The 20,598-nt window shown below is 65.4% G+C and carries 15 protein-coding genes; 5 read left to right on the top strand and 10 right to left on the bottom strand.

The window, feature by feature from the left end; translation table 11 throughout:
• Positions 1-23 precede the first annotated feature (23 nt).
• Positions 24-899: a pyridoxal kinase PdxY gene (gene pdxY / locus KYK29_RS13255; RefSeq protein ID WP_254691379.1), complete on the bottom strand. Its 876-nt coding sequence runs from the start codon at positions 897-899 to the stop codon at positions 24-26.
• Positions 900-1,184: 285 nt separating this feature from the next.
• Between pdxY and KYK29_RS13250 the strand changes: the two genes are divergently transcribed.
• Complete coding sequence (locus KYK29_RS13250) at positions 1,185-5,972, top strand: NAD-glutamate dehydrogenase (RefSeq protein WP_254691378.1); 4,788 nt, start codon at positions 1,185-1,187, stop codon at positions 5,970-5,972.
• Positions 5,973-6,074: 102 nt separating this feature from the next.
• Here the strand turns inward: KYK29_RS13250 and KYK29_RS13245 are convergent, their stop codons facing one another.
• Complete coding sequence (locus KYK29_RS13245; protein ID WP_254691377.1) at positions 6,075-6,272, bottom strand: DUF1674 domain-containing protein; 198 nt, start codon at positions 6,270-6,272, stop codon at positions 6,075-6,077.
• Between the two features lie 136 nt (positions 6,273-6,408).
• On the opposite strand from KYK29_RS13245, the gene htpX reads away from it, so the two are divergent.
• The 4 genes from htpX to purH all read left to right on the top strand — a co-directional run bounded on the left by htpX (position 6,409) and on the right by purH (position 12,300).
• Positions 6,409-7,371 carry a zinc metalloprotease HtpX gene (htpX, locus tag KYK29_RS13240; protein WP_254691376.1) on the top strand — a complete coding sequence of 321 codons (963 nt, stop codon included), beginning with the start codon at positions 6,409-6,411 and terminating at the stop codon, positions 7,369-7,371.
• A gap of 92 nt (positions 7,372-7,463) precedes the next feature.
• Positions 7,464-8,768, top strand: a complete 1,305-nt coding sequence (locus KYK29_RS13235; protein WP_254691538.1) for an RsmB/NOP family class I SAM-dependent RNA methyltransferase — start codon at positions 7,464-7,466, stop codon at positions 8,766-8,768.
• A 126-nt stretch (positions 8,769-8,894) separates the two neighbouring features.
• Entirely contained in the window at positions 8,895-10,577 is a 1,683-nt protein-coding gene (locus KYK29_RS13230; protein WP_254691375.1) for a heparinase II/III family protein, read from the top strand.
• 112 nt (positions 10,578-10,689) lie between these two features.
• Complete coding sequence (gene purH, locus KYK29_RS13225) at positions 10,690-12,300, top strand: bifunctional phosphoribosylaminoimidazolecarboxamide formyltransferase/IMP cyclohydrolase (RefSeq protein WP_254691374.1); 1,611 nt, start codon at positions 10,690-10,692, stop codon at positions 12,298-12,300.
• A gap of 139 nt (positions 12,301-12,439) precedes the next feature.
• Here the strand turns inward: purH and KYK29_RS13220 are convergent, their stop codons facing one another.
• The 8 genes from KYK29_RS13220 to KYK29_RS13185 all read right to left on the bottom strand — a co-directional run bounded on the left by KYK29_RS13220 (position 12,440) and on the right by KYK29_RS13185 (position 20,563).
• Complete coding sequence (locus KYK29_RS13220) at positions 12,440-13,825, bottom strand: MFS transporter (protein ID WP_254691373.1); 1,386 nt, start codon at positions 13,823-13,825, stop codon at positions 12,440-12,442.
• A gap of 199 nt (positions 13,826-14,024) precedes the next feature.
• Complete coding sequence (leuC, locus tag KYK29_RS13215; RefSeq protein WP_254691372.1) at positions 14,025-15,434, bottom strand: 3-isopropylmalate dehydratase large subunit; 1,410 nt, start codon at positions 15,432-15,434, stop codon at positions 14,025-14,027.
• A gap of 288 nt (positions 15,435-15,722) precedes the next feature.
• Positions 15,723-16,448 (bottom strand): SDR family oxidoreductase, encoded by a 726-nt coding sequence (locus KYK29_RS13210; RefSeq protein ID WP_254691371.1) that lies wholly within the window; start codon positions 16,446-16,448, stop codon positions 15,723-15,725.
• Between the two features lie 27 nt (positions 16,449-16,475).
• A complete protein-coding gene (locus KYK29_RS13205) occupies positions 16,476-17,540 on the bottom strand; it encodes an ABC transporter ATP-binding protein (protein WP_254691370.1) in 1,065 nt (354 codons plus the stop codon).
• Positions 17,541-17,551: 11 nt separating this feature from the next.
• Positions 17,552-18,595, bottom strand: a complete 1,044-nt coding sequence (locus KYK29_RS13200; protein WP_254691369.1) for an NAD(P)-dependent alcohol dehydrogenase — start codon at positions 18,593-18,595, stop codon at positions 17,552-17,554.
• A 25-nt stretch (positions 18,596-18,620) separates the two neighbouring features.
• Positions 18,621-18,845, bottom strand: a complete 225-nt coding sequence (locus KYK29_RS13195; protein ID WP_254691368.1) for a DUF2160 family membrane protein — start codon at positions 18,843-18,845, stop codon at positions 18,621-18,623.
• 3 nt (positions 18,846-18,848) lie between these two features.
• Complete coding sequence (locus tag KYK29_RS13190) at positions 18,849-19,685, bottom strand: carbohydrate ABC transporter permease (RefSeq protein WP_254691367.1); 837 nt, start codon at positions 19,683-19,685, stop codon at positions 18,849-18,851.
• Positions 19,685-20,563 carry a carbohydrate ABC transporter permease gene (locus KYK29_RS13185; RefSeq protein WP_254691366.1) on the bottom strand — a complete coding sequence of 293 codons (879 nt, stop codon included), beginning with the start codon at positions 20,561-20,563 and terminating at the stop codon, positions 19,685-19,687. The genes KYK29_RS13190 and KYK29_RS13185 overlap by 1 nt, the downstream gene beginning before the upstream one ends.
• Positions 20,564-20,598: the final 35 nt, after the last annotated feature.

Below are 20,598 nucleotides of genomic sequence, written 5' to 3'. Positions count from 1 at the left end.
CACGACGCAAGAAAGAATGGACGTCACGGCCGGCGCAATCGTGCCGGCTGCATGAGCCGGCGAAGCTGCACCGCCGCCATCGGCGAAACGATGCTGGCGGCGTTGCTTTCCAGCATCAGTTCGTCCGCGCCGCATGTTGCCGAGCGCGCGACGATCTCGAAGACGCTCGCGACGGCCAGCGCCAGCGCCTGATCTTCCGCCGTTCCCTCCAGCAGCCTGGAAAGGAAGATCGCGGCGAGCAGGTCACCCGTCCCGCTCGGCGGATCGTCGACCAGCCGATGCTCCGCAAGCAGCGCATCGCGGCCGGACAGATAGAGATTACCGGTACAGCCCGCCATCATCGGCAGGGCGGACGTGACGAGCATGCGGGCCGGGCCGAGCGCAAGCGCCGCCTCCGCGATCTCGGAATTGGTGCCGAGCGTCCGCCCGCAAAGCCATGCAAGCTCGAAGCGGTTCGGCGTCGCGATACTGGCGAGCGGAACGAGATGATCGCGGATCGCCAGCGCCGTTTCCTCCGGGACATAGAGCCCGTCGCCGTCACCGCAGACCGGATCGCAAAGATAGAGGAGGTCCGGCCGCTCGCCGCGCAGCGCGGTCACCAGCCGGGCGACCGAACGGGCCTGCGCGGCATTCCCGAGATAACCGGACAGCACCGCCCGCACCTGGCCGCGCCACGGCGCGCGGATGAGATCGCCGATCATGGAATCGAATTCCTCCGGCGCGATGGTGATCCGCGTGGAGCGCCCGTGGCCCGGATGCCACGGCAGGATCACCGTCGGCACCGCCCAGACGGGATGACCGAGCGTTTCGAGTGCGAAGACCGAGGCCCGGTTGCCGACGGACCCCCGCACCACATGGCTCGCAATGACGATGACGGTTCCTTTTTCGCTCTCGTCCATGCCGGCCCTGTCCGCTTTTGCACTCTCGCGCCGAGTGATGGCAAAGCACGGCGAAACCTGTCAACCCTCGACGCCGACGGAGTCGGCAAGGGAATGGAAAATGCCTTCTCTTCACACCGTTTCCCGGGGTTGCGGATGCAAAAGACACCCAAGGAGCCGTTATTTTTCCGTGACTTGGCATTTTCCTGAACAAAATCGATTGAATTTTCTTCGAGCCGGGCAATTTTCACTGCGCCCATATTTTCTTCTGCTAACGTCCGGGCATCGTATTCGGGAAGCAGTCCATTGGGTGCCAGAATGAACATGAAGCGTGAGAAATATATCGATGCAGCCAGACAGGCGGCAAACGAGAGCGGCAGCCGGACGCTGGACCCGGCCATTCTTTTCAGTCGCGCCAGCAAGGACGACCTCGAGCGTTACGATGGCGGGATGCTGGCGCTGACCGCCGCCCATGCCCGGCAGGAAATCGAAGCCTGGGACGGCAAGAGCCCGCGGGTGACCGTCGCCACGCCGGCCGGTCTCGCGCTGAAAGGCGAGCCCGTCAGCGTGCTCTGCGTCACCGCCCACGACCAGCCTTTCCTTTACGACTCGGTGATGGGAGAGGTCACGAGCACCTATCGCGACATCTACCTCGCCATCCATCCGATTCTGGTCATCGACGGCAAGGCGGAACCGAAACTCTTCGCGCCGGATGACGACAGCACGCCGCAACAGCGTGTCAGCCACATCGAGATTCATCTGCCGCAGCTTGCGCCCGGTGAGGCGGCGCTGATCGTCGAGCGTATCCGCGCCGTGCTCGACCAGGTTCATCTCGCCGTCAGCGACTGGCCGCATATGCTGGCGCGGCTCGATTCGGCCATGGAGGAACTGGCCCGCCATGCCGCGGCAAGGCGCAAGGCCGACAAGGAGGAGGCGCTCGCCTTCCTGCAATGGCTGCGCGACGATAATTTCACCTTCCTCGGGATGCGCGAACATACCTACAGCGGCAAGGGCGAGACCGCCAATGTGGAGCGCAGCGGCGACGGCCTCGGCATCTTGTCCGACCCCGACGTTCGCGTCCTGCGGTTCGGCCGGGACGCGGTGACGACCACGCCGGAAATCGTCGAATTCCTCGAAGGACCCGATCTGCTCATCGTCACCAAGGCCAATGTGAAATCCGTGGTGCATCGCCGCGCCCACATGGATTACGTCGGCCTGAAGCGTTTCGACGAGAACGGCAAGGTGATCGGCGAATTGCGGATCGTCGGCCTCTTCACCTCCACGGCCTATACCCATGTGGCGGCGCAGATTCCGCTGCTGCGCTCGAAAGTCGCCCGCATCGTCGAGCATTTCGACTACGACCCGCACAGCCACTCGGGCAAGATGCTGACCAACACGCTGGAATCCTACCCGCGCGACGACCTCTTCCAGATCGACGTGAAACTGCTGGCCTCCTTCTGCGAGCAGATCAACGAGCTGTCCGACCGTCCGCGCATCCGCGTGCTGCCGCGCATCGACCGTTTCGACCGCTTCGTGTCCGTGCTCGTCTACATTCCGCGCGAGCAATATGATTCCGATGTGCGCGAGAAGATCGGCGACTATCTGAAAACGGTCTATGACGGCCGCCTTTCGGCCTATTATCCGGCCTTCCCGGACGGCGGGCTGGCACGCATTCATTTCATTATCGGCCGCACCGAAGGCAAGACGCCCCATATCCCGCAGGCCCAGCTCGAACAGGCGGTGCGCGATCTCGCCACCCGCTGGAGCGACCGCTTCGTCGCGCTGGCCGGCCTCGATGGCGTCCGCCTCATCGCCGACGCCAGCTATCAGGCCGAATTCACGCCTTCCGAAGCCCATGCGGACCTCGGCTTCATCACCGGCGCGACGCCGGAAGATCCGATCCGCATCGCCTTCTATCGCAAGACCGCCATCAGCGACCCGCATGTCCTGGGGCTGAAGATCTTCCACGCCGGCGCCGCGGTCTCGCTGTCGCGCCGCGTGCCGCTGCTGGAAAACCTCGGCTTCAGCGTCGTCAGCGAACAGACCCACGAGCTGGCTCTGGCCGAACTGAACGGCGGCATGCGCAAGGTCGTCCTGCACGACATGGAGCTGCGCCACCGTGACGGGCTGGAAATCGACCTCGGCAAGCTGAACGCCATGCTCGAGGAAGCCTTCCTCTCGGCATGGCACGGCACGACGGACAACGACACGTTCAATCGCCTGACCATGACCGCCGGCCTCGACGTCCGGGAAATCTCGACGCTGCGCACCTATGCGCGCTATCTGCGCCAGACGGCCATTGCCTATTCCCAGGACTATATCGCCGATACGCTCAACAAATATCCGGCGATCGCGGCAAGCCTTTTCCGGCTGTTCGAAGCCCGGCTCGATCCCGGTCTTTCGGCACGCCAGCGCGAACGCAAGCCGGCGGAAATCAATGGGGCCATCGAGGAGGCGCTGGCCAATGTGCCCAGCCTCGACGAGGACCGTATCCTGCGACGCTACATCAACGCCATCGAGGCGACGCTGCGCACCAATTATTTCCAGCGGAACGCGGACGGCAAGCCGCCAGCGACGCTGGCCCTCAAGCTCGATCCCGAGCATCTCGACGGCCTGCCGGAACCCCGTCCCCATCGCGAGATCTTCATCTACGGCGCTGAGGTGGAAGGCGTCCATCTGCGCTTCGGCCAGGTCGCGCGCGGCGGCCTGCGCTGGTCGGACCGGGCGCAGGATTATCGCACCGAGGTGCTCGGCCTCGTCAAGGCGCAACAGGTCAAGAACGCCGTCATCGTTCCCGTCGGCGCCAAGGGCGGTTTCTATCCGAAGCAGCTCCCGGCCGGCGGCAGCCGCGAGGCGGTATTTGCGGCCGGCGCGGAGGCCTACAAGACCTATATCCGCACCATGCTTTCGGTGACCGACAATATCGTCGGCCAGGAGATCGTGCCCCCGCCGGACACGGTGCGCCGCGACGGCGACGATCCCTATTTCGTCGTCGCCGCCGACAAGGGCACGGCGACCTTCTCCGACACCGCCAACGCATTGGCGCAGGAAGCCCACTTCTGGCTGGACGACGCCTTCGCCTCCGGCGGTTCCGCCGGCTACGACCACAAGGGCATGGGCATCACCGCCCGGGGCGCCTGGGAAACCGTCAAGCGGCATTTCCGCGAATTGGACATCGACATCCAGACCACGCCCTTCACCGTCGCCGGCGTCGGCGACATGTCGGGCGACGTCTTCGGCAACGGCATGCTGCTGTCGCGCAAGATCCGGCTTGTCGCCGCCTTCGATCATCGCGATATCTTCCTCGATCCGGATCCCGATCCCGAGACCGCCCATGGCGAACGCAGCCGCCTGTTCCAGCTGCCGCGCTCCAGCTGGCAGGATTACGACCGCTCGCTCCTGTCGAAAGGCGGCATGATCGTCTCGCGTTCGGAAAAATCCGTGACGCTCACGCCCGAGGCAATGGCGGCGATCGGCATCGAGAAGCAGAAGGCGACACCCTTCGAGATCATGAGCGCCATTCTCAAGGCGCCGGTGGACCTGCTCTGGTTCGGCGGCATCGGCACCTACATTCGCGGCCAGTCGGAAACCGACGCGGAGGTGGGCGACCGCGCCAACGACCCGATCCGCGTCGTCGGCGAGGACGTTCGCGCCCGGGTGATCGGCGAGGGCGCCAATCTCGGCGTGACCCAGCGCGGCCGGATCGCCTACAGCCTGAAGGGCGGGCGATGCAACTCCGACGCCATCGACAATTCGGCCGGCGTCAATTCCTCGGACCTCGAGGTCAATATCAAGATCGCGCTCGCCCCGGCCATGCGCGAAAACCGCCTGACGCGCGACAAGCGCAACGTGCTGCTGGCCGCGATGACCGACGAGGTGGCGCATCTCGTGCTCGCCAACAATTACCTCCAGTCGCTGGCGCTCTCGCTTGCCGAACGACAGGCGGCGGCAAACCGCGCGCCGCTGAGCCGGCTCATGAGCCGTCTCGAAGCGACCGGCCGGCTCAACCGCAAGGTCGAGATGCTTCCGGACGATCAGGCGATCAACGAGCGCTATCAGGCCGGCAAGGCGTTCACACGGCCGGAAATCGGCGTGCTGCTGTCCTATTCCAAGCTGGCGCTTTTCGACGAGCTGATCCTCAGCGACCTGCCGGACGAGCCCTATTTCGAGCCGACGCTGATGGGCTACTTCCCGGTGAAGATGCAGAAGGCCTATGCCGGAGACATCCGCTCGCACCGGCTGCGGCGCGAGATCGTGGCCACGGTTCTCGCCAACGAGGTGATCAACCGCGGCGGACCGGCTTTCGTCAGCACGCTGACCGACGGCACCGGTTTCGTCACCGCCGATGTGGTGAAGGCCGCGGTGATCGCCCGGGACGGCTACGGTCTCAACGCGCTTTACGACCGCGTCGACGCCCTCGATACCCTGGTGCACGGCGCGGTGCAGAACGATCTTTATGAGGAGATCGGCCGCATCCATGCCGCCGTCACCGGCCTGCTCCTGACCACCGGCACGATCAGCGGGCCGATGGATGAGACGGTTCAACGGTTGCAGAAGGCCCTGAAGCAGCTTCGCCCGCATATCGAGAGCCTGATGCCGGAACAGGCTGGCGAAGAGGTTCGCCGCCGGGCCCAGGCGCTTCGCGACAGCGGCGTCCCGGCCGATCTTGCCGACGAGGTCACCCTGCTTGCGTCGATGATCTTCGTTCCCGACGTCATGCTGATCGCCGCAAGGACCGGCGATCCGCTCGTCAGGACGGCGCAGGCCTTCGCCGGCATCAGCACCTCGCTCAATATCGGCAGGCTGCTGGTCGCCGCAAGCCGCGCCCCGGCCGGCGACCTCTACGAAGCGCTCGCGCTCCAGCGCGCCCTGCGGGATATCACCAATGCGCGCCGTGATCTCGCCACGACGGTGCTCGCCCGCCACAAGGACGAAAAGCATCCGCTTGCCGGCTGGCAGCAGGCCGACAGCGAGCGGCTGGCGCGCGTCACCAGCCGGCTTTCGGCGCTGACGGAGACCGGCGAGGCGACACTCGCCAAGATCTCGGTCGCCGCGGGGATCCTGAGCGATTTCGTGCAGGAACGGGCAAAATAGGAACACCGATAACGGACAGACGCGATCCCCATGGTTGGGATCGCGTCTCCGACGATATCGGGCGGCGGCCGGCCAGCCGGAAGCCCTACCCGCAGCCGGGGATCAGAAATCGATTGCTCGGCCCTTGATTTCCCAATCGCCGAAGCGGGCCGGGTCGGCGCCGCCGCGGCCGCCGAACTCTGGCGCGGCCGGGGATGGCTTTGCCGCCTGCCGGCGCGCCTCGGCCTCCTTCAGCGCGCGCACGGCCGCCGGCGGGAGAGCCTTGCGACCGTCGGCGCGATTGTCGTTATCGCTTTGCATGAAAATCGCCGTTCCTTGCCGATATTGAAGAATTCCTGTTGGCTTCCCATCATATAAGGGCGGGGACGCCCGCAGGAAAGGACCGTTTCACGTGAAATTCCGGATATCGCCGGCCCTCTGAAGGAACCGACACAGGATGAATATCGTTCGCACAGCCATGCTTCTCGCCTTCATGACCGCGCTCTTCATGGGCGTCGGGCTGCTGATCGGCGGAAAGGGCGGCATGATGATCGCGCTCGTCATCGCCATCGCCATGAACTTCTTCTCCTACTGGAATTCCGATCGCATGGTGCTGTCCATGTACGGCGCGAAGGAAGTCGACGAGCGCTCTGCCCCGGAATATTACGGCATCGTGCGCGATCTGGCCCGGCGCGCGGGGCTGCCCATGCCGCGCGTCTATGTCATCGACAGCGAGCAGCCGAACGCCTTCGCCACGGGACGGAACCCGCAGAACGCCGCCGTCGCCGCATCGACCGGTCTTCTCCGCGCGCTGAGCTACGAGGAAGTCGCCGGCGTGATGGCGCATGAGCTTGCCCATGTGCAGAACCGCGACACGCTGACCATGACGCTGACCGCGACGATCGCCGGCGCAATCTCCATGCTGGCGAATTTCGCCCTGTTCTTCGGCGGCGGCAACAGCCGGGAAAACAGCAATCCGCTCGGCTTCATCGGAGTGCTGATCGCCATGGTGGTCGCGCCCTTCGCCGCCATGCTGGTACAGATGGCGATCAGCCGGACCCGGGAATATTCCGCCGACCGCCGCGGCGCGGAAATCTGCGGCAACCCGCTCTGGCTTGCCTCGGCGCTTCGCAAGATCGCGCTTGCGGCCGATCGCATTCCCAACGCGGCCGCCGAACACAACCCGGCGACCGCGCATATGTTCATCATCAACCCGCTGTCGGGCGAGCGCATGGACAATCTGTTCTCGACCCACCCGGACACCGGCAACCGCATCGCCGCGCTCGAAGAAATGGCGCGGAACACGCACGCGCGCTCGACGGCGCCGGTCAGGGCTGATAATCCGGTGCGCAAATCGCGCTCCGTTCCGACGACGGGCTGGGGGCGCGGCTCCAAACCACCCAAGGGTCCCTGGTCTTGACAGATGACGAACGACGAACGCACCCGAAACACAAAGCCCGCAGGCCGTCCGGCCGGCGAGAGGCCGAGGACGCCCGGCCGGAAAAACCGGGCCTGAGGGCGCGGCAGGCCGCCGCCCGCATCCTGGCGGCGGTGGTCGATCGCAAGACGTCGCTCGACGGCATGCTCGACGCCGAAAACGGCACGCCCGTCTACCGCCAGCTTTCCGAGGCCGACCGGGCGCTCGTGCGCGCCATCCTCAACACGGCGCTGCGCCATCTGCCCCGCATCGAGACGATCCTCGATTCCCTCGTGGGCACGCCACTGCCCGACGGCGCGCGCGCGCTGCAACACGTGCTGACGGTCGCCGCGGCGCAGATCCTCTATCTGGACATTCCCGACCATTCGGCGGTCGACCTTGCGGTCGAACAGGCGCAGATCGACCCGCGCAACCGCCGCTTCGCCAGCCTCACCAATGCCGTCCTGCGCCGCCTCTCGCGCGAAAAGGGCGCGCATCTTGCAGCCATCGGCGTCGTGCCGGTCATTCCCGACTGGTTCCGCCAGCGGCTGGTCGCCGTTTACGGCGCCGACCATACCGCGCAGATCGACGCCGCATTGCTGGATCCCGCCGCCGTCGACCTGACGGTGAAATCCGACCCTCGCGCATGGGCGGAGCGGCTCGACGGACATGTGCTGCCGACCGGTTCGGTGCGGCTTCGCCCGTCTTCCGGGGCGATCCCGTCGCTCGAAGGATTTGCAGAGGGCGCCTGGTGGGTGCAGGACGCGGCCGCTACGCTGCCGGCCCGCATGTTCGGCGATCTGGCGGGCCGCAGCGTCGCGGATCTCTGCGCCGCGCCCGGCGGCAAGACGGCGCAACTGGCGCTGGCCGGCGCCAGGGTGACGGCCCTCGACCAGTCCGCCAACCGGCTGAAGCGGCTCTCCGGCAATCTGGAGCGGCTCGGTCTTTCGGTCGAGATGATCGAAATCAACATGGTCGATTTCCGGCCGCACACCCCGTTGGACGCGGTCCTTCTCGACGCGCCATGCTCTTCCACCGGAACGATCCGGCGGCATCCGGACGTCCTGTGGACCAAGGGTCCGGCGGACATCGAGAAGCTGGCGCGGCTACAGGAAAAGCTGCTGCGCCACGCGTTGACGCTGGTGCGCCCGGGCGGCGAAGTGGTGTTTTCCAATTGCTCGCTCGATCCGGCCGAAGGCGAGGACGTCACGCGACGCGTGCTCGCGGACAATCCCGACTGGCAGCGCGTTCCCGTCGACCCGGCGGACTGGCCGGGACTGGAAGAAGCCGTGACGCCGCTTGGCGAGTTTCGAACGACGCCGGCCATGCTTGCCCCGACAGAGGGCTTCACCGGCGGTCTCGACGGGTTTTACGCGGTGCGGTTGCAAAAAGCCGGCTGACAGCCCCCAAAAGCCTGGCCGATACCTACCCGTTCCTTGACGGTCATCAACAGGCCCTTGCCGGATGCGAATTGACGGGACTCCCGTCCTGCGCCTACACCAATAGCGCAGGAGGCATTCTCGACAATGCAGCTTTCCGACGGGCAGCGGCTTCTCTATCTGTATATGCGTGAGGGATGGCGGCGTTTCTCCCGCAGGCTCGCCGTGGGCCGGGTCTCGACATTGCGTTTTTCGGGCTCGACGCCCGATCGCCTGATCGTCGCGCCGACGGACCTCCATCCGGCCGATTCCTTCGCCGGAGAGGAAATCGCCCTCGGCCGTTTTCCGCTCGCCGGACGGGTTCTCGATTGCGACGGCGAGTCGCCTTTTGCGCTCGAACTGCCGTCGGAGCGTTTCGCCGTAAGGCTCCATTCCTTCCGCTGGCTGCGCCATCTGCGGCTGATCGATCCCGCGACAGCGGCGGCGACCGCCCGTTTCCTCGTCGACGACTGGCTGCACAGCCACGGCAAGACGATCGGCGGCCTCGCCTGGCGGCCGGACGTCATTGCCCAGCGCATCATCGCCTGGCTGTCCCATTCGCCGGTGGTGCTCAAGGATGCCGATTACGCCTTCTACCGCCGGTTCCTGAAATCGCTGGCCTTTCAGGTGCGTTATCTGCGTCATGTCGCCGATACGACCCGCGATGGCGAGCAGAAGCTGCGCGTGCGCATCGCGCTTTCCATGGCGTCCATCGCCATGCCGGCCCCCGCTTCCGCCATGCGCCGCGCCGCGCGCAATCTCGATGCCGAACTCATCCGCCAGTTCCTTGCCGACGGGGGCCATTGTTCGCGCAATCCCCGCGCCGCGCTCGATCTACTTCTCGACCTGCTGCCGCTGCGCCAGACCTATGTGAACCTCGGCCACGACGTTCCGGCCCAGCTGATCCCCTGTATCGACCGCATCTATCCGGCGCTGCGCTTCTTCCGGCATCAGGGCGGCGAACTCGCGCTTTTCAACGGCGCCACCTATACGCTCGCCAACGAGCTGATGTCGGCGCTGCGCTACGACGAGACCGGCGGCGCGCCGTTCAAGGCGCTGCCGTCGCTACGCTACGACCGGCTGGCGGCGGGCGAAACGGTGGTGCTGATGGATACCGGCGCGCCGCAATCCGTGGCGCTTTCGGCAACGGCTGCGGCCGGCACGCTGTCCTTCGAAATGTCCTCGGGACGCAACCGCTTCATCGTCAATGCGGGCCGGCCGCGCTTCGCCGGCGAAGCGATCCGCCGGATGTCGCGCATGACGGCTGCCCATACCGTCGCGACACTCAACGACACGTCCTCCTCCCGTATCTCCACCTCGTCCTTTCTCGGACCGATCCTCATCGGCGGCGTGCGCAAGGTCGAGGCATCGCGTTATGAGCCGCAGGCGGGCGCGGACGGCGTCATCGCGACCCACGACGGCTATCTGAAAGCCTTCGGCCTGCTTTACGAGCGGGATATCCGGCTTGCCGCCTCCGGCGACGAATTGCGCGGGCGCGAGCGTTTCTTCCGGCCGAATGCCCCGGACGCGCCTCTTTCCGGCGGCGTCGCGGTGGTGCGCTTTCACATCCACCCGTCGATCCGGCTCGACCGCATTTCGCAAAACGAGACGTCGCTCGTCGCGCCCGATGGGGAAAGCTGGTCCCTGAGCTGCATCGACGCCCCGGTGGAGGAGGAAGAAGACGTCTTTTTCGCCGACCCCTCCGGCATACGGCCGTCCCGCCAGCTGATGCTGACAATGCCGCTTGCAAGGATTTCCGAGTTGCAATGGCTTTTGATCCGCCAGCGCTGAGAACGCTGCGGTTTCGAGGTTTTCTCACGGTCCGGCCTGTGGTAACCGGGCGCATGACCACCCGGCCCCATTTTCTTTCCTCCCGCTCGGGGCCCCCAGAACGGAGTGTCCCATGGCCGTCATCTCGAAGAAGATTCCCGCTCCCGACCGCGTCGCCGTCCGCACCGCGCTGCTGTCGGTATCCGACAAGGCCGGCATCGTCGATCTCGCGCGCGCGCTTGCCGAAAAGGGCGTCCGGCTTCTGTCGACCGGCGGCACCCACAAGGCGTTGAGCGAGGCGGGGCTCGCCGTCACCGACGTTTCCGAGGTCACGGGCTTTCCGGAAATCATGGACGGGCGCGTAAAGACGCTGCATCCCGCCGTCCATGGCGGCCTGCTGGCGATCCGCGACGATGAGGATCATGTCGAGGCCATGGCCGCGCACGGCATCGGCGCGATCGACCTTGCCGTCATCAATCTCTATCCCTTCGAGGACGTTCGCGCCAAGGGCGGCGATTATCCGACGACCGTGGAGAATATCGATATCGGCGGACCGGCGATGATCCGTGCCTCGGCCAAGAACCATGCCTATGTGACGATCGTCACCGACCCGGCCGACTATTCCGCGCTGCTCGACGAACTGGCAGACGGTTCCACGTCCTATGGCTTCCGCCAGCATATGGCCGCCAGGGCCTTCGCGCGCACCGCCGCCTATGATGCGGCGATCTCCAGCTGGTTCGCCGAGGCGCTGGCGATCGCCATGCCGCGTCACCGGGTCTTCGGCGGCGTGCTGAAGGAGGAGATGCGCTACGGCGAGAACCCGCATCAGAAGGCGGGTTTCTACCTCACCGGCGAAAACCGGCCCGGCGTGGCGACGGCCACCCTCATCCAGGGCAAGCAGCTCTCCTACAACAATATCAACGACACGGACGCGGCCTTCGAGCTGGTGGCCGAATTCCGGCCGGAAAACGGCCCGGCCTGCGCGATCATCAAGCACGCCAACCCCTGCGGCGTCGCGGTCGGCCGCACGCTGAAGGAAGCCTATGGCCGCGCGCTCGCCTGCGATCCGGTTTCGGCCTTCGGCGGCATCATCGCGCTCAATTCGACGCTTGACGGCGAAACGGCGGAAGAGATCGTGAAGCTCTTCACCGAGGTCATCATCGCACCGGAGGCCGACGACAAGGCGCGCGCCGTCATCGCCGCCAAGCCAAACGTGCGGCTTCTCGTCACCGGCGCGCTGCCCGATCCGCGCACGCCCGGCCTTGCCGCCAAGACGGTGGCCGGCGGGCTGCTGGTGCAGACGCGCGACGACGGCATGGTCGAGGACCTGGAACTGCGGGTCGTGACGAAGCGCACGCCGACACCTCAGGAGCTGGAGGACATGAAGTTCGCCTTCAAGGTCGCCAAGCATGTGAAATCGAACGCCATCGTCTATGCCCGGGACGGCCAGACCGCCGGCATCGGCGCCGGCCAGATGAGCCGTGTCGATTCCGCTCGTATCGCCGGCCTCAAGGCGGAGGAGGCGGCCCGGAGCATGGGCCTTGCCGAACCGCTGACGCGCGGCTCGGCGGTTGCCTCCGAGGCTTTCCTGCCCTTCGCGGACGGGCTGCTTTCGGCCATCGCCGCCGGAGCGACCGCGGTGATCCAGCCGGGCGGCTCGATGCGCGACGCCGAAGTGATCGCCGCGGCCGACGAGGCCGGCGTCGCCATGGTCTTCACCGGCATGCGCCATTTCCGGCATTAGAGCATTTCCCGCAAAAGCGTGAAACGGTTATGCGTCCGGAAATATAGCCAAAACAAAGAGATAGGGTAGTTCTGCGAAACCAGAACCGCTCTCAGCCGGGCCTTCCAAACCGGCGCTCGGCGTCAACGTCGAGCGCCGTTCAGGACCGTTCGCGATCGGCGGGATAGGGCGTGCGCAACAGCAGCACGAGGCCCGCGACGAGGAAGGCGATCAGCATCGCCATGCCGAGACGGGCCGAGCCGGTGGCCGTCGTGACGAGCCCCACCGAAAGCGGCGCGAGGAACGACGTGGCGCGGCCGGACAGCGCATAAAGCCCGAAATAGCGCCCGGCCTCGTCCGGATGCACGCTTTGCGCCAGATAGGAACGGGCGGAAGCCTGCACCGGGCCGAAGGCGACGCCGATCAGCAGGCCGAAGAGAATATAGGCCTTTTCCGCCGCCGTGCCGAACAGGCCGCCACTGTCGCCCGGCGGCAGCGGCACCAGACCGAAGAGGGTGAAGCCCGGGCCGGTCGAAACGATGCCGACTGTCGCCACGACGAGGCAGAAGAGGCTCGCCGCCACCACCACCTTCGAGCCGAGGCGGCGGTCGAGCCGGCTGGCGTAGAGGCAGCCGCCGATCGCCACGACATTGAGGATGATGCCGTAGATGCCGAGTTCCATCGTACGCCAGCCGAACATGCCGGCGGCGAAGGTGCCGCCGAGCGCGAGCAATCCGTTGACGCCGTCCTGATAGACCATGCGGGCGATGAGAAAGCGCAGGATACCGCTGCGCCGGCGCAGGTCCTTCAGCGTCCCCGTCATCTCGGCAATCCCGGTGCGCACCGCCGCCAGCGCCGGCAGGCCCCTGTCGCCGTCGGGCGTGAAGAGGAACATCGGTATCACGAACACGAGATACCACAGCGCGGCGATCGGCCCGGTGATGCGGGCGTCTTCGCCCCGGGCGGCGTCGAGGGTGACAAGCGGCTCGATCCCGAGGGCCGTCCGCCCGGTTTCCGGATCGGTCGCAAGAAAGCCGACGACGGCGATCAGCACGACCATGCCGCCCAGATAACCGAGCCCCCAGGCGATATTGGAAACCCGTCCGGTCTCGGCGGGAGGAACGAGCCTCGGCATCATCGAATCGTTGAAGACGATGGAGAATTCCGCGGCGACCGTGGCCAGGACCATCATCGTCATGGCGAAGGCGAGACCGCTTCCCGGCGCCGCGAACCAGAGCGCTGAAAGCGACAGGATCTTGATGACGGCGAAGACGCCGATCCACGGCTTGCGAAGGCCCGAGGCATCGGCGATCGCCCCGAGCGCCGGCGCAAGCAGCGCGATGGCGACGCCGGCGATGGTCAGCGTATAGCTCCAGGCGGCCTGCCCGCTGACCGGATCGTCCGCCAGCCGGGAAACGAGATAGGGGCCGAAGACGAAGGTCGTGACAACCGTGAAGAACGGTTGCGCCGCCCAGTCGAACAGCATCCAGCCGCCGATGCCGAGCCGCCCCGCCCGTCTCTGTCCGCTCTGCGTTCCGTCCGCCATCCCGCCTCGAATCGGCCCGGCCGCGCATTGCGTCCAGGCGAGGCGAAGCTAGAGCATTTCCAGCCGAAGCGAAATCGCTGCGGCGTCGGACAATGCGTAAAAACAAGAATCTAGAGATCGCCACCCGCCGGGAACAAGCCCCGCCCGTCGCAGCGGGACGGGGGCCGCCGCCGCGATGGGCGGCGGCGGCCTTATGGGATCACGTCCAGTCGCGGATATCGACGAAGTGGCCGGCGATCGCCGCAGCGGCGGCCATGGCCGGCGACACGAGATGCGTGCGGCCCTTGAAGCCCTGGCGGCCCTCGAAGTTGCGGTTCGAGGTCGAGGCGCAGCGCTCGCCCGGCTTCAGGCGGTCGTCGTTCATGGCCAGGCACATGGAGCAGCCCGGCTCGCGCCAGTCGAAACCGGCCTCCTTGAAGATCTTGTCGAGACCCTCGGCTTCCGCCTGTTCCTTCACGAGGCCGGAGCCCGGAACGATCATGGCGTCGACGGTGGCGGCGACCCTCCGACCCTCGACGACCTTGGCGACGGCACGCAGGTCCTCGATGCGGCCATTGGTGCAGGAACCGATGAAGACGCGGTCAAGGGCGATATCCGTGATCTTCGTACCGGGCTCCAGGCCCATGTAGTCGAGCGCCCGCCACTTGGACGAACGCTTGGTCTCGTCCTCGATATCGTCCGGGTTCGGCACGATACCCTGCACGGAGACGACGTCTTCCGGCGAGGAACCCCAGGAAACGATCGGCGGCAGATTGGCGGCGTTGAGCACGACGACCCGGTCGAAATGCGCGCCTTCGTCGGTATGCAGCGTCTTCCAGTAGTCGAGCGCCATCTCCAGCGCCTTGCCCTTCGGCGCACGCGGCTTGTCCTTGATATATTCGAAGGTCGTCTCGTCCGGCGCGATGAGGCCGGCGCGGGCGCCGCCCTCGATCGTCATGTTACAGATCGTCATGCGACCTTCCATCGAGAGCGAACGGATCGCTTCGCCGGCGAACTCGATGACGTGGCCGGTGCCGCCGGCCGTGCCGATCTCGCCGATGATGGCGAGGATGATGTCCTTGGCGGTGACGCCTTCGGGAAGCTTCCCGTCGACGCGCACCAGCATGTTCTTGGCCTTCTTCTGGATCAGCGTCTGGGTGGCGAGCACATGCTCGACCTCCGAGGTGCCGATGCCATGCGCCAGCGCGCCGAAGGCTCCATGCGTGGAGGTATGGCTGTCGCCGCAGACGATGGTCATGCCCGGCAGGGTGAAACCCTGCTCGGGGCCGACGATATGCACGATGCCCTGGCGCCTGTCCTTTTCCGAATAGTATTCGACGCCGAAGTCCGCGGCGTTCTTCGCCAGCGCCTCGACCTGGATGCGGCTTTCCTCGTTCTTGATGCCGAGATGGCGGTCCGCCGAGGTCGGCACGTTATGGTCGACGACGGCGAGCGTCTTTCCCGGGGCGCGGACCTTGCGGCCGGCCATGCGCAGCCCTTCGAAAGCCTGCGGGCTCGTCACTTCGTGAACGAGGTGGCGGTCGATATAGAGAAGACAGGTGCCGTCTTCCTGGCGGCTGACGATATGGTCGTCGAAGATCTTGTCATAGAGAGTACGGGGTGCGCTCATGGCTCTTCATCCGTGTAGAGGGATCGGGACAATGAAAAAGGGGCGGCAGGTGCCGGCGATCGCAGAAGCGATCAGGATAGGCGACCGGTGGGCGCCCCGAATACACGCGCGAAGAAGCGTGCCGGCAGGCGCTTGTGGTCCTGCAACACGACAATCTGCGAATATGTGCATCCGAACTTGGATTCCATGACCCGCATATAGCCATTTTTCCCCGTTTCGGCAATCGTCGAGAATCCTCGCCGCGCCCCGCCTTCGGCATCGGGCCTTGCCGGAGAAACCGGCGCCCGGTCAGGCGGCGCGAAAACCGCCGTCGACCATCAGCGACTGGCCGGTGACCATGGCCGCGGCGTCGGAGAGCAGGAACAGGATCACCTCCGCGATATCGACCGGCAGCGCGAAACGGCCGAGCGGGATGCGCGACAGCATGAAATTCGCCTTCTCCGGATCGCTCCAGGCCTTTTCCGCCATCGGCGTCAGGGTGACGATGGGATTGACGCAATTCACCCGGATACCGTGCGGGCCAAGCTCGTTGGCCATGACGCGGGTCATCGCGTCGAGCCCGCCCTTGGAGGCGCAATAGGCGGCATGGTCGATCACCCCCTGGAAGGCCGCCATGCTGGAGACATTGACGACCGCACCCTTTTGCCCCCGCTTCACCCTGTCGCGCGCATATTCCTGCGTCAGGATGAGCGGGGCGCGGGTATTGACCGCGATCAGCAGGTCGAAGTTCTCCACCGTGACGTCGAATATGGATTCGAGCGCCGTGGTGCCGGCGCAATTGACGAGAAGATCGGCCGGCAGCGCTTTCAGCGCCGCGGCGCGCGTCGCATCGGCGTCGGCAAGATCCACCGCGATGATCGCGCATCCGGTGTCAGCCGCCAGCGCATCGAGATCGGCCCTGGAGCGCGAGAGGGCGACGACCTCCGCTCCCCGTTCCGCCAGCATGCGGACCGTGGCATGGCCGATGCCCTTGCCGGCCCCGGTCACGATGACGCGTTTGCCCGAAAAATCCATCCGCTCGTCTCCTCTTGTCTCGGGGTTTCAGGTGAGCCGCCGCTTCGTCTGTGCGTCGAAGATATGGACGCGGCCGGGATCGATGACGAAATGGACGGTGTCGCCGGCGCGCACGTCGACGCGGTCGCGCAGAAGCGCATCGATGACGTCTTCGCCCGCCCGCGAGAAAAGCTGCGTCTCCGCGCCGGTCGGCTCGACCACGGCCACCCGCACCGTCACCCCCTCGGCACCGAGCGCGATATGTTCCGGACGCACCCCGTAGATCACCGGATGACCGTCCTCGACCGGCAACGGACGGACGGGAAGCACCGTGCCGTGGTCGGAGACGAACCGCTGCGCCCCGCCCTCGCTCCGGATGCGGCCCTGGATGAAATTCATCGACGGCGAGCCGATGAAGCCCGCGACGAACACGTTGTTCGGCTTGTCGTAAAGTTCCAGCGGCGCGCCGATCTGCTCGACATAGCCGTCCTTCATCACGACGATCTTGTCGGCCATCGTCATCGCCTCGATCTGGTCGTGCGTGACATAGATCGTCGTCGTCTTCAGGCGCTGGTGCAGTTCCTTGATCTCGACGCGCATGGCGACGCGCAGTTTCGCATCGAGATTGGAGAGCGGCTCGTCGAACAGGAACACCTGCGGATCGCGCACGATGGCGCGCCCCATGGCCACCCGCTGGCGCTGTCCGCCCGAAAGCTGCCGCGGATAGCGGTCGAGCAGCTTTTCGAGGTCGAGGACGCTGGCCGCCTGCCGGACCTTGGCGTCGATCTCCGCCTTTGAAGCGCCCTTGATCTTCAGGGAGAAGCCCATGTTTTCCGCCACCGTCTTGTGCGGATAGAGCGCATAGCTCTGGAACACCATCGCGATGTCGCGGTCCTTTGGCGGCACGGTGTTGACGATCCGGCCGCCGATCCGCATCTCGCCGCCGGAAATCTCCTCCAGCCCGGCGATCATCCGCAGAAGCGTGGATTTCCCGCAGCCGGAGGGACCGACGAGAACGACGAACTCGCCATCGCGGATATCGACGTTCACACCATGGATGATTTCCACTTCGCCATAGCGCTTGACGATGTCCCTGATTGTGACTTCTGCCATTGTCGCTCCCCTTATTGCGGCAGTTCTATCTGCATCTTGACTTCCCCCTTCGGCGCCGACGCAGCGATCTCGAAGGCCCGGACGCTGTCCTCGAAGCCGAAGGTGCGGGTGATCAGCGGCTGGACGTCGATTGCGCCGGAGGCAAGCATCGCCACGCAGCGCGGAAAGACGTGGGCATAGCGGAAGACATGCTCCACCCGCGCCTCCCGCACCATCGCCTTGCCGACGCTATAGGCGATGTCGTGCACCTGCGATCCGATGAACACCACCCGGCCCGCCGGGCAGAGCGGATCGAAGACCCCCGCCGCCGCCTTCGGGCTGCCGGAACATTCGAAGACGATCTCGACGCCCCAGCCCTCCGTCGCCGCCATGATGGCCTTTACGGGATCGTCCCGCGAAACATTGACGGGCGTGACGGCGCCGAGACGGGACGCAAGCTCCAGTTTGCCGTCGTCGACATCGGTGACGAACACGCGGGCGCAACCGGCGGCAAGCGCCGACAGCACGGTGACGAGGCCGATCGGACCGGCTCCGATGACCAGCGCGGTGTCGCCCGGACGGATCTGCGCCTTGGTCGCGGCATGGACACCGACGGCAAGCGGCTCGACCATCGCGGCCTCGGCGAAGGAAACATTGTCCGGCAGCCTGAAGGTGAAGGCTTCCGGATGGACCACCGTCGGCCGCAGTACGCCGTGCACCGGCGGCGTCGCCCAGAAGCGCACCGCCGGATCGACATTGTAGAGGCCGAGCCGGGTCGCGCGGCTCATCGGATCGGGGATGCCGGGCTCCATGCAGACACGATCGCCGACCCGCAGCGTGGTGACCTCGCCGCCGGCCTCGATGACCGTGCCGGACGCCTCGTGACCGAGGATCATCGGCGCCTTCACCTGGAAGACGCCGATGCCGCCATGGGTATAGTAGTGCACGTCCGATCCGCAGATTCCGACCGTATGCAGCTTGATGCGGACGTCATGCGGTCCAAGCGTCTCCTCCTGTTCGATCGGGAAGTCGCGTAGCGACAGTTTCCGTTTTTCTTCAAGCACCAGCGCCTTCATCACCCACCTCTCTCGTCCGGGCCGGTCAACCCTTCCAGACGATCAACGCCGCAAGCGCGATCGCCAGGACATGGCAGACGGCAAGAGGGATCGACTGTTCGAGGAAGCGCATCCACAGCAGTTCAAGCGCCACGAACAGGTAGATCCCGATGAAAAGCCGATCGAACCAGTTGGTCACGATGGGCAGGAAGCCGCGACGCGCCGGGCGCACGGGCGCAGATGCGTCGGATTCGTCGGATCGTTGGCTCATCGATCACTCCTTTACCGCGCCGAAGGTCAGGCCGGCGACGATGTGCCGCTGGACGACCGCGAAGACGACGATCGCCGGGATGAGGGTGATGATGGCGATGGACGCCATCGTGCCCCATTCCGTGCCGGTCGTGGTCACATATTCCGAAAGTCCCGTGGTGATGGTGCGGGCGTTGAAACTCGTCAGCGTCGCCGCCAGCAGGAACTCGTTCCAGGCGAAGACCCAGGTAAGGATCAGCGTCACGGCGAGGCCGGGACGGGCGAGCGGGAAGACGATTTCGGTGATGACCTGCCAGGAGGACGCCCCGTCGACCGTCGCAGCCTCGTCGAGTTCGCGCGGGATCGCGTCTATCGTCGGCCGCAGGGTCCAGATGGCGAAGGGCAGGTTGAACGTGCAGTAGAGCAGGATCATGCCGATGCGGGTATCGTAGAGCCGGAAATCGCCGATGGCGAAAACCTGCGTGAACAGCAGGAAGAACGGCAGCAGAAACACGGCGGCGGGCGCCATGCGGTTGGTGATCGTCCAGAAGAAGATATTCTCCTTGCCCGCAAGATCGTAGCGCGACAGCGCATAGCAGGCCATGAACGCCAGAACGGTGACGAGCACGGCGTTGCCGCTGGAGATGATTACCGAGTTGAGCATGTAGCGGCGCAGCGTGTCGTCCGTCAGCACCTTGGCGTAATTGTTCCAGTAGAAGGAATCGAGAATGACGCTGGGGGCCGTGAACAGGTCCACGGCCGGCTTCACCGAAATGACGAAGAGCCAGTAGATCGGAAACAGTGTCGCGATGCTCAGCAGAAGCCAGAACAGCGTCATGAGAAGGGGATTGCTCTTGCGCATCACGTTCTCCTCCCGTTTCGCGGGGCGACGAGACCGACATAGAGCAGCCAGCACAGGACGAGGGTGAGATAGAGCACGATGACGGAAATCGCCGAACCGTAACCGTAATCCGTCTTGGGAAACACCACCTTCCAGATATGCAGGCCGATGTAGCGGGTGGCCGAACCCGGGCCGCCGCCGGTCAGCATCCAGATCTCGTCCACCGTGCGCAGCGCATCCATGAGCCGGATAAAGACAGTGGCGAGGATGGCCGGGCGGATCATCGGCAACGTGATGTGCCAGAAGATCTGCCAGCGGTTCGCGCCGTCGATCTGCGCCTGTTCGAACGGGTCCTTCGGCAGGGCGACGATCGCCGCCAGCAGCGTCAGCGTCACGAGCGGCGTCCAGTGCCAGATGTCCATGATGACGGTGACGACGAAGGCGGCGCCGGCATTGCTGCCGATATTGAGCTGATAGCCGAACCAGGCATCCAGGAAATAGGGGATGATGCCGATGCTGGGCGTCATCATCAGCCGCCAGACCGACCCCACGACGATCGGCGCGACGATCAGCGGCAGGGTATGAAGGGTGCGGAACACCGCCTTGCCGGGAAAATCGCGCATCAGGAACTGGGCCAGGAAATAGCCCAGCACGATTTCGCTGACCACCGCGAAGAAACCGAACTGGAAGGTGAACCAGATGGATTCGAGAAATTCCGTGTCGAAGACGAGGCGGCGGAAATTGTCCGCGCCGTTGTAGATCATGTACGGATTTGCACCGAAGGCGTTCCATTGGTGAAACGCAACCCAGAGGACGTAGATGAAGGGCAGGATACCGAAAACGCCGAGGATGACGAGCGTCGGCGTCAGCAGCAACCAGCCGGTTCTGTTCGATCCCATGAAGAAGACTCTCCCCTTGTGATGAAGGAGAGCGC

The sequence above is a fragment of the Shinella daejeonensis genome, from assembly GCF_024281235.1.
Taxonomy (GTDB): Bacteria; Pseudomonadota; Alphaproteobacteria; order Rhizobiales; family Rhizobiaceae; genus Shinella; species Shinella daejeonensis.
The sequence above is the reverse complement of the archived record's forward strand: the minus strand, read 5'-3'. Positions and strand labels throughout refer to the sequence as shown.

What these genes read in the sequence shown, in the direction of transcription:
- pdxY (WP_254691379.1), bottom strand. Translation starts at nt 899, where the DNA reads ATGGACGAGAGCGAAAAAGGAACCGTCATCGTCATTGCGAGCCATGTG.
- KYK29_RS13245 (WP_254691377.1), bottom strand. Translation starts at nt 6,272, where the DNA reads ATGCAAAGCGATAACGACAATCGCGCCGACGGTCGCAAGGCTCTCCCG.
- htpX (WP_254691376.1), top strand. Translation starts at nt 6,409, where the DNA reads ATGAATATCGTTCGCACAGCCATGCTTCTCGCCTTCATGACCGCGCTC.
- KYK29_RS13230 (WP_254691375.1), top strand. Translation starts at nt 8,895, where the DNA reads ATGCAGCTTTCCGACGGGCAGCGGCTTCTCTATCTGTATATGCGTGAG.
- purH (WP_254691374.1), top strand. Translation starts at nt 10,690, where the DNA reads ATGGCCGTCATCTCGAAGAAGATTCCCGCTCCCGACCGCGTCGCCGTC.
- KYK29_RS13220 (WP_254691373.1), bottom strand. Translation starts at nt 13,825, where the DNA reads ATGGCGGACGGAACGCAGAGCGGACAGAGACGGGCGGGGCGGCTCGGC.
- leuC (WP_254691372.1), bottom strand. Translation starts at nt 15,434, where the DNA reads ATGAGCGCACCCCGTACTCTCTATGACAAGATCTTCGACGACCATATC.
- KYK29_RS13210 (WP_254691371.1), bottom strand. Translation starts at nt 16,448, where the DNA reads ATGGATTTTTCGGGCAAACGCGTCATCGTGACCGGGGCCGGCAAGGGC.
- KYK29_RS13205 (WP_254691370.1), bottom strand. Translation starts at nt 17,540, where the DNA reads ATGGCAGAAGTCACAATCAGGGACATCGTCAAGCGCTATGGCGAAGTG.
- KYK29_RS13200 (WP_254691369.1), bottom strand. Translation starts at nt 18,595, where the DNA reads ATGAAGGCGCTGGTGCTTGAAGAAAAACGGAAACTGTCGCTACGCGAC.
- KYK29_RS13195 (WP_254691368.1), bottom strand. Translation starts at nt 18,845, where the DNA reads ATGAGCCAACGATCCGACGAATCCGACGCATCTGCGCCCGTGCGCCCG.
- KYK29_RS13190 (WP_254691367.1), bottom strand. Translation starts at nt 19,685, where the DNA reads ATGCGCAAGAGCAATCCCCTTCTCATGACGCTGTTCTGGCTTCTGCTG.
- KYK29_RS13185 (WP_254691366.1), bottom strand. Translation starts at nt 20,563, where the DNA reads ATGGGATCGAACAGAACCGGCTGGTTGCTGCTGACGCCGACGCTCGTC.